Genomic DNA, 13584 nt, shown 5'->3' on the forward strand with positions numbered 1-13584 from the left:
GATAAGGGGGGTGCCGATAGGCGGGGGGAGCCACCTTAATAAGGGGGGTTGGATCCCCCCTGCCCCCCTTGATAAGGGGGTGCCGATCCCCCCTTAATCCCCCCTTGATAAGGGGGGAATCTGACAATTTTTAACACCTACCTAATTGAAAAGATAATTTGGGGGTGTTAGCTGGACTAACATCCCCCACAATCAAAAATTTCGGGAAAAATTGCCTAATAGCGAAAAAACTGGATTATAATAAGGTCTTTACTCAAGATTTTTGCAGCCTCGCTAACTGCCATAAAAGCCAATCAAAACCCCTGTTTATCGAGAGAAAAACCAATGGTAGCCACTTTAAAAGGACGAGATGTTTTAAGAATAACCGACATGAGTAGCCAAGAAATCAGCGCCCTACTCAATCTATCGGCACAGCTTAAAGCTGGTAATCTTAACCCTAGCTGCAACAAAGTCTTAGGATTGCTATTTTATAAAGCTTCCACCAGGACCCGGGTTTCCTTTACCGTCGCGATGTACCAGTTAGGGGGACAGGTAATCGATCTCAATCCCAGTGTAACCCAAGTGGGGCGCGGGGAACCCTTAGCCGATACAGCCCGGGTACTCGATCGCTATCTCGATATTCTCGCAGTTCGCACCTTTAAACAAGAGGATTTAGAAGCTTTTGCTAATTACTCGCGCATCCCGATTATCAACGCTTTAACAGATTTAGAACATCCCTGCCAGATATTAGCCGATTTACAGACTATCCAAGAGACTTTTCAGACTTTACGGGGAATTAACCTCACCTATGTGGGGGATGGTAATAATGTCGCTAATTCTCTCCTCTTAGGTGGCGCTTTGATGGGGTTAAATGTGCGGGTTGCTTCCCCCGCAAACTATCAACCGGATGGGGAAATTGTCGCCAGCGCCCAAGCTATTGGCGAGAAAACCGGTAGTAAAATCTTAATTACCGACGATCCCGTTACGGCAGTAAAAGACTCTCAGGTGGTCTATACTGATGTCTGGGCAAGTATGGGACAGGAAAGCCTCGCTGATGCCCGAATTCCCGTTTTTCAGCCCTACCAAGTCAATGAACAGCTCATGAGTCACGCTGACAAAGACGCAATTATTCTCCATTGTTTACCTGCTCACCGGGGGGAAGAAATTACCGACGAGGCGATCGAGGGTGTACAATCAAAAGTCTGGGAACAAGCGGAAAATCGGATGCACGCCCAAAAAGCTTTAATGGTGAGTTTATTGGGATTAATCTAGCTGCCGATGCTCAGTTACCTAAAATAATTATTAAACTACATAATCTATCGTCACCGGCTCTGTCCGACACTAGAAGTTAACGCTAGGATTGATGGTAAGAGCAATAATCAGGGCAGCCTCCACACACACTATATGTCAGACACCTCCGCAGTTAAACAATATCTCGCCCATTGGTTTCAATTGGGAAAAAAAGTTATTTGTCCCAAAAACCAAGCTATGCTATGTCCGCTGCCTATCTTCAATGGCGATCGCTATTCAGCGGAGTTTGAAGATTGTTGGCAAAAAATGCTCGATCCTGAAAGTGGCGATTGTTACCTAGAAGGTACTCAACAAACTATCCAAGACTTACTTTCCCCTCAATGGGAATTTCATCCCTGCGCTCGCTGTACTATACCTGTACCAATTGAGGTGCTGGGCCAATCGGGTTTATCCTGTCCCTGCCATGATTTGAGTAATTGGCCCAATTTAGAATTACCCCTACCCCATTTACCCGTCAATAGTCAAGAAAATCTCGATCGCATCCGGCAAAGATTGCTAAAAAATTCTCCCTCACATTAAGCAGACAAAAAGAGACGTTAGGAGTAACGTCTCGAAAAAAGGGTTGATATTTAACGATTTCTGCCAAAAAAATTGACTAAATCTCGCAATCTCTCGCTATATTCTCCAGTTAAAGCTTCCTGACGATAGCGCCATGACCAATTCCCTTCTGCGACACTGGGGGTATTCATCCGCGCATCCGATCCTAAACCTAACACATCCTGTAACGGCACGATCGCCTGATTAGCCACGGAACTATAGGCAAGTCGAATCAGATCCCAAGCTACTCCCTGACCACTGGGAGCGCCAAGATATTGATATAGTCGCGCTTTTTCGTAGTCATTGGCGTTATCCTGAAACCAGCCCACAGTAGTATTATTATCGTGAGTGCCGGTATAAATCACACAGTTGCGTTCGACGTTAAAAGGAAGATAGGGATTACCCGCATCACCCCCAAAAGCGAAGTGAAGAATCTTCATCCCCGGGAAGGCAAAGTGATCGCGAAAATCTAGGACTGCTTGGTCAATATCGCCCAAATCTTCGGCAATAATCGGCAATTTACCCAAACGAGTGCCAATAGTATTAAAGAGATCATAACCCGGGGCCTTCAGCCAATGACCATTAATAGCATTTTCCTGGCCAAAAGCCACGGCCCAATAGGCCTCTAATCCGCGAAAATGATCGATACGGATGATATCGACTAGGGAAAGAACCCCTTTTAAACGGCGTACCCACCAGTCAAAGCCCGTATTTTTGAGATAATCCCAGTTATAGAGAGGATTGCCCCATAATTGCCCCGTTTCTGAGAAATAATCTGGGGGAACCCCGGCCACTTCCAAGGGATTACCGGTTTGGGGATCTAGTCGGAAAACCTGCGGATTTGCCCAAACATCGGCACTATTATGGGAGACATAAATGGGGATATCACCGATAATCTCGATACCGAGGGAGTTAGCATAGCGTTTTAGGGCTAACCACTGCTCAAAAAACTCAAATTGCAGGAATTTGTGCAGAAAAATCTCCTCTTGTAACTCCTGTTTCGGTGTTTCCAACGCACCCCAATGACGTTCGCGAATTTCCGTCGGCCATTCCATCCATACTTTACCCGGGTAAGCGTGGGATAAAGCCATAAATAGGGCATAATCCTCTAACCAATCAGCATTGCCAGCACAAAAGCCGGCAAACTGTTTGTAAAGAATTGTGTCAGAACCCTTGACAAAATTGCTCGCCGCCTTTCTAAGTAGGGGAATTTTCCAAGCGATCAATTTATCAAAATCCACTTGATCGAGGGGAAAATCGGGAATATCCTCGAAATCTGCGTCACTAAGCAGGTTTTTTTCCCGAAGAATATCGAGACTAATCAGGAGATGATTGCCAGCAATGGCACTAAAACTCATGTAGGGAGAGTTACCGTACCCTGTCGGGCCTAAAGGGAGAATTTGCCAGAGTTTTTGACCACTTTGAGCCAAAAAATCGATAAATTGATAGGCTTCCCTACCTAGTTCTCCAATCCCGTAACGACCGGGATGACTGGTGGGATGAAGCAAAATACCGCTAGAACGGCTAAAAGCCATGAAAAAACCCCCTTATCAGTGATTCGGTTAGCAGTTATTAAGTGTTTAAAGCTGAATGCTCACTGCTATCTCCAAGCTAACCCGATCTCGATCGATAAGGGCAATACTTAACAACTTTATTAGACCTATGGGACAAAATGAGACACAACAACTTAAGCGGGTGAGGGGAATCGAACCCCTATCATTAGCTTGGAAGGCTAGGGTTTTACCACTAAACTACACCCGCGTTTTTTTAGCACTTTCGTTAGTTTAACACGAATTGCCAATTTTTGCAAGTAGAGATTTTCAGCTTGTTAATCGCCCCTAGATGGTTATAAATTGCCTAAAAATCCCGATCGCTCCTTTTTATCCCCGATTTGGCTAAAAGTTTCTTCCACGCGATCGAGGTCTAGTTGGGAGAAATTATCGATCGCCCAGTTAGACACTCTCTGCATAAAATGGAAGGGATAGGTATGAGCGATTCCCACCACCTGCATTCCCGCTCTTTTTGCCGCTTCGCAACCAACAAAAGTATCTTCAATCACCAGACATTCCCAGGGTTGCAACTGTAGATTAAAATTCCAACGATTGAATCTTTCCACGGCCAGTAAATAACCATCCGGTTGGGGTTTACTGGTGCTAATCTCATCACCGGTGACAATGACACTAAAGTAATCCCCAAGGCCCACCCGTTGCAAGATTGATTCCACTTCCGAGCGTATTGCTCCCGTCACCAAACCGATTTGTAAATCCCTGGCCTTAACCCGTTTTAAAAAAGAGTATATCTCTTCATAAATAGGAAGTTTCTCTAATTTTCCTAATCTTTCTCGGTATAAACTGGCTTTTTTGTTAATTAACTTAGTCAGATACTCCTCGGTCACTTGACGACCGCGACGGGTGAGAACATTACGCAAACAGACGCGATCGCTTCTTCCCAGACATAACTCCGCAAATTCCGACCCTAGGGGCAGCAAATTTTCTCCGAGCAAGATTTCATTAATTAACTCTTGATGGATTGGTTCATCATTGATGATCACCCCATTAAAATCGAACAGAACAGCCTTTAACATCAATCTTAGACAGAAAAGCTAATAAATACTAAATATTCTTGATTATACTAAAGTTTTTCGTTGGGGCCGGGTGTGGGTAAGCTAAGAACTATTTTCCCCCAATCCCCCCCGAAGTCGGGTAGGGTTGACTCATGAATCAACCCTACCTTGAATCAGCCCTAGGGGGCAGGGGTATCAAAGACAAAATCTATCTTCTATTTAATCAGAACCACTTAATTATCGGAACTAAAAAAGGCTTATATATATTTTGGCACGGATTCCCATTATACTAGAAAGTATAAGTCAAATCGAGGGATTTTGTCAAGTCTTTTTTGCCATTAATCTATATAATTTTCGGGCTGCTCACCAGTCATTGTCCTGAAAAAAATCATGCCCTGGTTTGTCAAACAAGCATATATGCAGCGGTTAACCGAGACAGCACAGGAGACAAAAACGAGTTATTGGACAGAAAGAGGCGATGGGATGTTATTATTTAAAGCCGATTCCCCGGAAGCAGCCGAATCGATCATCGGGCAGCATCCCCTGGCGAATAGTAGTGGAATAGGCTATTAAAGGAGTGAACCCTGTGCAAATATTCACAACAATCCCCGGTTTACGCACTTTTTTGGCTGATTATCGCCATGATCATAGTATTGCTCTCGTGCCAACCATGGGCGCTCTCCATAAAGGTCATGCTAGTCTAATTCGACGGGCAGTGACAGAAGCGGAGGTAACTGTGGTTAGTATTTTTGTTAATCCTCTACAATTTGGCCCCACAGAGGATTTTTCTCGCTATCCCCGCAGCCTTGACAGCGATCGCCAATTGTGTGAATCCTTGGGAGTTGCTGCTATTTTTGCTCCGAGTGCGGAAACTTTAGGAATTGGTGATTCTGAGGAGATAACCGCAGTTGTTCCCCCGATTTCTCTGACTAGCGGGTTATGTGGTGCTTTTCGTCCGGGGCATTTTCAGGGAGTAGCCACAATTGTCACGCGGTTGTTTAATATTATTGCACCGACGATCGCCTATTTTGGTGAAAAGGATGCCCAACAGTTAGCGGTTATCCGGCAATTAGTCAGGGATTTAAATTTAGCGATCGAGATTCGCGCTTGTGCTACAGTGCGAGAAACATCGGGATTAGCCGTTAGTTCTCGCAATCAGTATCTATCAGTCATAGAAAGGGAAAAAGCGACAATTATCCCCCAAAGTTTGCAATTAGCTCTCGAAAGTTTTCGTTTAGGGGAAAGACAAAGGGAAAAACTACTGGCTATTGTCCAAAAAAATCTCGACAAAGTACCAGAATTTCGCTGTCAGTATCTGGATTTAGTCCATCCCCAAAGTTTACAACCGATCGAGCAGATCGAGACAAGGGGACTGTTAGCGATCGCTGGATTGATCGGTCAAACCCGTTTAATTGATAATATTATCTTGTGTCAACGTCGGCCAGTTATCGCTATTGATGGGCCTGCTGGAGCGGGAAAATCCACAGTCACGCGCTTAGTAGCGGAAAAATTGGGGTTAACCTATCTCGATACCGGTGCGATGTATCGCGCAGTGACATGGTTAGTGGTGAATTCCGGTCTGGATTTGTCCGCAGAAGCGGCCATCGCCGAGTTATTATCTTTAGCAAAGATAGAAATAATCTCGGCCGATAGTCCCGGAAATGCGACTATAGTGAAGATTAATGGGCAGGATGTGACTTTAGAGATTCGCTCTCCCGCAATTACCGCGCAAGTATCCCGAATTGCCGCTCAAAAAGCGGTGCGACAGCAGTTAGTCACCCTGCAAAGACAACTGGGAATGTCGGGGGGAATAGTTGTGGAAGGTCGAGATATTGGTACTAATGTTTTCCCAGAAGCGGAATTAAAGATTTTCTTGACAGCGACACCCGAAGAAAGAGCGAGAAGGAGATTAAAAGACTTAGAAGCGCAGGGAAATGGGGGTATTAGTCTCGCAGAATTAACCCAAGAGATTGAAAAAAGGGATTATTTGGATAGTAATCGCTCCCTAGCACCCCTGCGAAAAGCCACAGATGCGATCGAAGTTAACACCGATCATCTCACTATTGCAGAAGTCACGGAAAAAATCACTGCTCTTTATCATCTTAAATCAGGTAATTTAGGGGGATAATTATGAAGTTAAATTACCTGACTTTCTCATCTATCTGTTTAACGGTAACTTCCTTGATAATTATCGGCAGTCCAGCTATATCTTTAGCCGATCATAGATCACCAATAACTTTAGCTTCTCGGGATTTATCAAACCAGCAACAGGGAAAAAAAATTATTCTTAATGGTCGTTCTTTACCCGTTTCTTGGCGACAGTGGACAGCAGCAAATAGTACCAGAATCGCCATGGGTGACACGGGAGCAAGACAATTATTCGGCATGGATTTTCTTAGCACAAATGATCCGAAAAAGCAACCGATAAGCTGGTTCAATTTACAAACTTTATCAGCTAATTTAATTGATTCCGATCGCTGGCTAGATGTTACGGATATTTTACTAAAAATGGGGGCAACAACCACTATTAATGGCGATAGTTTAACTATTAACTTTCCTGCTCCCCAGATTGAAGATATTCAGCTAGAAAATTATGGAGCAGTACAAAGGATTATTATTCAACTCGATCGCCCGACCTTTTGGCAAGTTAGTCAGGCAAAAAATCAAGCAGTGATTACCCTAGAAGGAAATGCCCAGCAATCGCTTATCTCTAGGTTTCAACCCAAAACTATTAGCAACAGTAACCAAAATAACGATGAAGATGATCTAGGCAACTCTAATAATAACTTAGGCACTCAGATCACTTCCTTAGAAAATAATGGGGTGATCAGTCGTTTAAAAATCAATCTTCCCACTGCCTACGGATTACAGATCAGCAGTGTGGATAATCCTCCCCGAATTATCATTGATTCTCGTCCCGATGCTATGGATGAAAAGCGCATTGTTTGGCAGCCAGGGTTAATCTGGAATCAAAAATATATCCAGTTAGATCAAGATTGGTTTCCCGTAACTTGGTTAGAAATTGATCCTAGAAATCCTCAGATAACTATTAAACCAATCACCGCTAATTCCACCTCAATGCGCGGCACTAATCCTCTGATCACGATTAATAGCGAAAGTAATGCAGTAGCGATGATTAATGGCGGCTTTTTTAATCGTAATAATCAGTTACCTTTGGGGGCAATTCGTGTGGATGGCAAATGGTTATCCGGACCAATTTTAAACCGAGGAGCGATCGCATGGGATAATCGTGGTAAAATCAGGATCGATCGCCTGAGTTTAGAGGAAACCCTGATTACTGCCACCGGACAGCGTTTTCCCCTAACCCAGTTAAATAGTGCCTTTGTAGCAGCCGGCTGCAGTCGTTATACTCGTGATTGGGGAAGTAATTATCATCCCCTCACCGAGCGCGAAACCGGGTTAGTCGTCCAAGGCGATCGCATAACGGAGAAATTAAATAATCTTTTGCCACAGGATAGTATAGACATACCGGAAAATGGCTATTTAGTCATCTGCCGAAAGACAGATATTAATTTAAAGATTGGTGAGACAGTCAACCTCGATAGCGTCACCCTACCGAGAGATTTTGCTAATTATCCCCAGATTTTAGGTGCTGGTCCCCTATTATTGCAGAATGGGCGCATAGTTTTGGATGGAAATGCCGAAAAATTTAGTCCGGCATTCCAAAATCAACAAGCTTCCCGCAGTGCGATCGCAGTTAGCCAAGAAGGAAAAATTTTGCTAGTTGCTATCCATAATCGCGTCGGGGGAAGGGGGGCAACTTTAGGCGAATTAGCCCGAATTTTGCTGTTAATGGCGGCAAAGGACGGTTTAAACCTAGATGGGGGTAGTTCCACCGGGATAGCCTTGGCGGGTTATCTGCTCGATCGCTCTGCCGTTACCGCTGCAAAAGTCCATAATGGAATAGGAATATTTTTATCCCCGTCTCCTTGAAAGGTGTGAAAACAATGGATAATAGCGACTGGATTAAACAATTGCTGCTGATGGGTATTGGCACTACTTCCATGGTGGCAGAAAAAATCAAAGAAGTGAGCGACGAATTAGTCAAAGACGGTAAAATCAATTCTGATCAGGCTAAAAACTTTGTCGATGATCTGATGACACAGATGAAGTCTGAACAGGGGAGCTTCGAGAACAACTTAGAACGCTATATTCGCCAGATTTTGCAGGATTTAGGGGTTCCCCGACAATCGGAAATGGACGAACTGCGGGGAAGGATTGATAGATTAGAACGACAGGTGAGAGACTTAGAGAATAAACTCTGGCGTTAGGGAACTATGAAATCAATGCGCGAAATCTTGCTCAGTTTTGCTATTATTGCGGTTTGTGGCTTATTTTTAATCGCTGCTTCTCTCTTTGGTGGAGGGGAAAAAACCAATGCGATCGCCGCAGAAACCAATCCACCCGCTATCACTCAAACTATTAATAAGGAAATCATCTCCATGGATTTAGATCAAGCAGTTACCACCGATTCGGGACTAAAATACATCGATATCGTGGAAGGAACTGGAGAAACTCCCCAAAAAGGTCAAAAAGTGACTGTTCACTACACGGGAACCCTGACAGACGGCGAAAAATTCGATAGTTCAAAGGATCGCAATCAACCTTTTACCTTTACCATTGGAGTTGGTCAAGTGATCAAAGGATGGGATGAAGGAGTCGCATCGATGAAAGTCGGTGGGCAGCGTACCTTAATTATCCCCCCAGAATTAGGTTATGGTGCCCGGGGTGCTGGTGGGGTGATTCCTCCCAACGCGACTTTACTTTTCGATGTGGAATTGTTGGGAGTTAAATAGGTTTTTCCTCTGATTTTTCACCTCTACCCGCATCGCTCCTGAATGCGGGTTTTTTGACAAATTACTGGGAGCTAAGGGCAAAATCAGGAGGATTTAGTAAATTCTAGACCGTTTTCGCTGCCGTAACGCTCCATAAAACGCATAAAACGATCCCACTCTGCGGGAGAATTAAAAATAACCGTAGCTTCGATCGCCATGGGTTTACCGTTGATAAATTTGCCTTTTACTTCCCTGGTGACGATTTCTCCTTCCTCATCGATGAGATACATCCCAGTGATTTCCTCGGTTTGTTGATCTCCGAGGATAGTCGGTTGATCAAAATAAAATTTTGCCGATCCCTTCTCTCCCGTTTTAGTGCGACTTAAGCGGATATCGGGAACAACCGGTTCTTTTAACCCCCTGGAAAACTGAATTTCTGCCATTACTTTTCTTTATCCTTCTCATAAAATAGACATTTCTAGATCATCTCACACCAAGTCGCAAGTAAAAAGCAGATGGGACACCATAAACTTAAAGTATCCACGGTAAACTCGCGGGAGTGGGTTTGACTACTGATAACCAATAACTGAGATGAGATGGTTTTATTAGAAGCAGCGGTTCATTCTTCCCTACGCGCTTTTTTACGCGAACAAGGACGCTTTTACTGGTCTCATCATCTCACTATGGGGCGACTGGTGGCTAGAGCTTTACGCTTAAAACGTTCCTCTCTCATACAAACTGGAACTACTCTCACCCGTTATTGTCTGAGTTATCTCACCCCGGCTCTTTTAGGTGATACACCCGTTCTGATTGTTGCCCCCGAGTCAGAATTAAATCTACTGTTAGAAGTGGAAATCCCCCGTCTGCAAACATGGTTACAAAGTCAGCGAGATATCCTCAAAAGCGATCGCTTTCCCGCTAATTTTACTGGTTTACTCCTCACCACACCCCAACAATGGTTAGAGGATAAATTGGGCAATCTCGGTCATTTTCCCCAGAATATCGCCACTATAATCGATCGAGCCGAAGATTTAGAAACTTGTCTAGTAGATTATCTCACCGTCACCATTACTCCCGAACAATGGTCTGCTTTAGAGTCAGCATATCCCCAGCATAGAGAGTTTATAGACTTAATTAAAGCACAACTTAGCCAAAGTATTCTTGGTCATCCCATTAATCCCTATAATTGCTATCTCATTGATGCCAAGGAAAAAGAATATATAATTGCTCTCCTGCAACGCTTGCATCAAGACTTAACCACTGATTCTATTTGGCAACTTTTAGCGGCAAAAATCCCCGAGCTTAATTATCTCCTCTGGACATCAGTAGATCGAGAGCGAGAAGAATTTACCCTAAAAATCAGTCCTTTGGAGGTTGCTAGTTTTTTCAAACCAATTTGGCAGCAGCAACCCTTTGTTTTAATCGGCAGTTTTTTAGATAGCGAAAAATCCGCTAATTTATACCGTCAAAATCAGGGTATCGGAGATATTTTAACTCTAAAGTTTGCAGCTGATCGCGAAAGTGAATATATTCATTTATATCTACCTGATCGCATCAGCGCCCCCAATACCCCCGAATTTCAACCGATGTTATTAAAGCAAGTGCGGGAATTAGTTAGTGCTAATCATACCAGTGAACAACCGATAGTAATCCTGATTGAAGATGTTCCCCTCAAGGCACAAATTGCCACCCAACTCGCAGCCGATTACGGTTCGCGAGTGCAAGTGGAAAAAACAGGGATTAATAGTAATACTATTCTCGTTTGTGGTTGGCAATTCTGGCAAACCCATCAAGAAAAATTTCTTACTCCCAGTTTATTAATTATCGCTACTTTACCCTTACCCTCCCCCGAAAATCCTCTCGTTGCTGGCAAAATTGCTTACTATAAACGACAACATCTCGACTGGTTTCGTGCCTATCTTTTACCCACAGCAGTGAGGGAAATTCAGCAATCTGTTCAGTCTCTCCGGGAGTGCCAGGGTTGTGTGGCTGTCCTCGATAATCGAGTCAATGCTCGCAGTTATGGCCGACAAATTCTCTCCGCTTTAGAACCCTATGCTAAAGTTAATTATCTCGATCAACAATTCTTTCAAGATAAAGATTAAATCAGTTATCAGTTATCAGTTATCAGTTAAGTAGCTGGTTATAATTAAATTAAAAATGGATTTTAGGTTCGATCCCCCCTGCTACCCTTGATAAGGGGGGTGTCTGACAACTTTTAACACCTACCTACTTATCAGTTTACTGTTCACTGATAAAATCCCCACCAGAGCCATATTTCCAACTATCCAAATAACGATGATAAAGATATTTTTGCTTGTGGGGTAACTTTTCTAAAACAGGTTTTAAGGTGGTTGCTAAGGGATATAAACCACTATACAAAGCTAAATTAAAATAATGTCCCGTCCAATCAATAAAAGGACTGATACCCACTTGTGGAATCATTGGTAAAACCAATTGAGGATTAACTAAAGGCAAAGTTTTTGAGAGGGAAGAAAACTGCACCACATCCTGTAAAAACGGTTTTAATACCTCATTTCCCAACTTATCCATTACCCGAAAAACTCCACTCATTAAGTCATTAATTTGATTGGGATTAGGGTTAGCAGACATCGGGACACTCATAGTTTTTTGAAATAGCCACGTTACGGATATATTTGGTTGATAGGGTTGTAAAAGTGCTAAATCTTCTCGACTTAAAGCATCAATTTCTAAAGCTTCCTCGATGGCGAAAGTTAGCCTTTTTAAATGCCTGACCATTGCTCCAAAACCGCCAAAACTTACCGGAGATTGACTACCGCTACTATCTCCCACTGCCAGAATTCTTGACCAAGGCATTTTTAAAGGACTTTGACGATAGGCAGGGAAAAAACCCGCTAGAAAACGCTGAAACTTTACCGCTTCTAAATCTACCTTTTGATACTCTGGCAGTAATCTTAAATACTCCTCCATCAAAAATTCTAAACTAAAGCGATCGGGATGGGTATCAAGATAGGTAAATAAATAAGTTGTCCGACCATCCCTAGCGGGAAATGCTTCCCAAAAGTATTGACATTGGTGCAAGATTGGGGTAAAAGAATAAATCAAATCACCAGTTTCATTACTGGGAAAACCCTGACCGCAACTACCCACCACTAAACAAACTCCATCGGGTTTTTCTCCTTTTCTTGCCTGTTTTGCAATTGGCGAAAAATGACCCATGGCATCGATTAATAAACGAGTTTTTAAAGTTACTTCTCCCGTTTTAACCATTACTCCATCGGGATGAATAATACCCCCGCTAAACCCCGAATTTTCTAATAACTTTCCTCCCGCTTGCAAAAACTTAGTTTTTAAAGTCTCTAGCAAATAAACCGGATCAACACCAATATTTAAAATATCTCTAACCCAAAGCTCATAACCTTGATAAAATCCCACCCTAGCAGGATTATATTCCGTCGCTATTGCTTGATTTAATTCAGCTTCGGTCAATAAATCTAACTCTAAAAAACTGCTTAATTCTAAACGGGAAATATTCCACTCCTGCTCACGACCGCGCAGAATACCTCTTTCTAATAATGCCACACGCCAGCCCCTAGTTTGCAAAGCAGCCCCGATAAAAATTCCCAAAGTTCCCCCCGCAATAACTAGATCAAAATCCGTCTCTCCTAAAGATTCTTGACTTTGATTAATTACCGTAGGAATAACTGGATTTTCTAAACGCAAAGCTTGCCAAGCTCGATCGCTGGCCCGCAATTGTTGTAAACTCTGAGGAGATACTCGATCGAGTAAAGATGCAAATAAAGACATAATCTTATATCAGTTATCAGTTGTGAGTTTTCAGATGTGAGTTATCAGTTATCAGTTATCACCTATCACCATATCCAGAGTAGAAAACTACTTAGATTGGAAAAACTTTTTTCCTTCTTCAAAGAGTTTATTAATATCCTTGAGAGAAACCCCAAAAATCGCTAAAACTCCCGTGAAAACTAATAAAAAACCGATAAAACTATTTCGATCATAGAGAAATAAACCCACCAAAACGATAAAATAGGGAGAGAGAATTTTACTAATATTTTCAACTACAGTAACCACCTCTGGAGTAGGAGTCTCAACAAGATTAATATCAGTTTTATCCTGATCCGGTTCGAGATTTTGCTTAATTGAAAACATCACCTCCTGTAGGTCTTTTACCTCCGGTGGGTTCGGTTCCTTCGCTGGTTTGCCAAACATTGTTAACTCCCTCGCTAATTTATCTATATCCTCTATGGTAGCCAAAAAGAGGGCAAGCCTGTGGGGTTACAGATACTTGAAATTTCATTACAGATAGCTGAAATTTCAAAGTCTGCAAACTTGCATCAATTTATTTTGATAAATTAAGTGCTTTCAAGGCTTACATCTTTTTTATTGAAAATCTAT

13 protein-coding genes and 1 tRNA gene are annotated in these 13584 nt (G+C 42.8%); 8 read left to right on the plus strand and 6 right to left on the minus strand.

Annotation, left to right across the window (positions count from 1 at the left end; genetic code table 11):
* The first annotated feature begins 324 nt into the window (after window positions 1-324).
* On the plus strand, window positions 325-1251 hold the full coding sequence (gene argF / locus IQ234_RS15955) for an ornithine carbamoyltransferase (protein WP_193957798.1): 927 nt from the start codon (window positions 325-327) through the stop codon (window positions 1249-1251).
* 132 nt (window positions 1252-1383) lie between these two features.
* Window positions 1384-1809, plus strand: a complete 426-nt coding sequence (locus IQ234_RS15960; RefSeq protein WP_193957799.1) for a hypothetical protein — start codon at window positions 1384-1386, stop codon at window positions 1807-1809.
* Window positions 1810-1859: 50 nt separating this feature from the next.
* Here the strand turns inward: IQ234_RS15960 and malQ are convergent, their stop codons facing one another.
* The 3 genes from malQ to IQ234_RS15975 all read right to left on the minus strand — a co-directional run bounded on the left by malQ (window position 1860) and on the right by IQ234_RS15975 (window position 4411).
* On the minus strand, window positions 1860-3362 hold the full coding sequence (gene malQ / locus IQ234_RS15965) for a 4-alpha-glucanotransferase (protein ID WP_193957800.1): 1503 nt from the start codon (window positions 3360-3362) through the stop codon (window positions 1860-1862).
* A 155-nt stretch (window positions 3363-3517) separates the two neighbouring features.
* Window positions 3518-3588, minus strand: a tRNA-Gly gene (locus IQ234_RS15970).
* Window positions 3589-3673: 85 nt separating this feature from the next.
* Window positions 3674-4411: an HAD family hydrolase gene (locus IQ234_RS15975; RefSeq protein ID WP_002765292.1), complete on the minus strand. Its 738-nt coding sequence runs from the start codon at window positions 4409-4411 to the stop codon at window positions 3674-3676.
* A gap of 369 nt (window positions 4412-4780) precedes the next feature.
* Here IQ234_RS15975 and IQ234_RS15980 point away from each other — a divergent pair, with 369 nt between their 5' ends.
* Genes IQ234_RS15980 through IQ234_RS16000 form a run of 5 tightly spaced genes read left to right on the plus strand, consistent with a single transcriptional unit; the run spans window position 4781 to window position 9207 of the window.
* A complete protein-coding gene (locus tag IQ234_RS15980; RefSeq protein WP_193957805.1) occupies window positions 4781-4963 on the plus strand; it encodes a hypothetical protein in 183 nt (60 codons plus the stop codon).
* 13 nt (window positions 4964-4976) lie between these two features.
* On the plus strand, window positions 4977-6518 hold the full coding sequence (locus IQ234_RS15985) for a bifunctional pantoate--beta-alanine ligase/(d)CMP kinase (RefSeq protein ID WP_193957801.1): 1542 nt from the start codon (window positions 4977-4979) through the stop codon (window positions 6516-6518).
* Window positions 6519-6520: 2 nt separating this feature from the next.
* The gene (locus IQ234_RS15990) at window positions 6521-8344 is read left to right on the plus strand and encodes a phosphodiester glycosidase family protein (RefSeq protein ID WP_193957802.1); all 1824 of its coding nucleotides are present in this window, start codon (window positions 6521-6523) and stop codon (window positions 8342-8344) included.
* Between the two features lie 14 nt (window positions 8345-8358).
* Entirely contained in the window at window positions 8359-8682 is a 324-nt protein-coding gene (locus IQ234_RS15995; RefSeq protein ID WP_002746237.1) for a phasin family protein, read from the plus strand.
* 6 nt (window positions 8683-8688) lie between these two features.
* Window positions 8689-9207: an FKBP-type peptidyl-prolyl cis-trans isomerase gene (locus IQ234_RS16000; RefSeq protein ID WP_185240843.1), complete on the plus strand. Its 519-nt coding sequence runs from the start codon at window positions 8689-8691 to the stop codon at window positions 9205-9207.
* Window positions 9208-9290: 83 nt separating this feature from the next.
* Here the strand turns inward: IQ234_RS16000 and psb28 are convergent, their stop codons facing one another.
* Entirely contained in the window at window positions 9291-9629 is a 339-nt protein-coding gene (gene psb28 / locus IQ234_RS16005; protein WP_002746239.1) for a photosystem II reaction center protein Psb28, read from the minus strand.
* 153 nt (window positions 9630-9782) lie between these two features.
* On the opposite strand from psb28, the gene IQ234_RS16010 reads away from it, so the two are divergent.
* Window positions 9783-11291 (plus strand): helicase C-terminal domain-containing protein, encoded by a 1509-nt coding sequence (locus IQ234_RS16010; protein ID WP_193957803.1) that lies wholly within the window; start codon window positions 9783-9785, stop codon window positions 11289-11291.
* 136 nt (window positions 11292-11427) lie between these two features.
* Here the strand turns inward: IQ234_RS16010 and IQ234_RS16015 are convergent, their stop codons facing one another.
* Window positions 11428-12975, minus strand: coding sequence for an FAD-dependent oxidoreductase (locus tag IQ234_RS16015; protein WP_193957804.1), 1548 nt, complete (start codon window positions 12973-12975; stop codon window positions 11428-11430).
* Between the two features lie 87 nt (window positions 12976-13062).
* Window positions 13063-13398: a hypothetical protein gene (locus IQ234_RS16020; RefSeq protein WP_110578476.1), complete on the minus strand. Its 336-nt coding sequence runs from the start codon at window positions 13396-13398 to the stop codon at window positions 13063-13065.
* Window positions 13399-13584: the final 186 nt, after the last annotated feature.

It is taken from the genome of Microcystis aeruginosa LEGE 91341, assembly GCF_015206885.1.
Lineage (GTDB): Bacteria > Cyanobacteriota > Cyanobacteriia > Cyanobacteriales > Microcystaceae > Microcystis > Microcystis aeruginosa_H.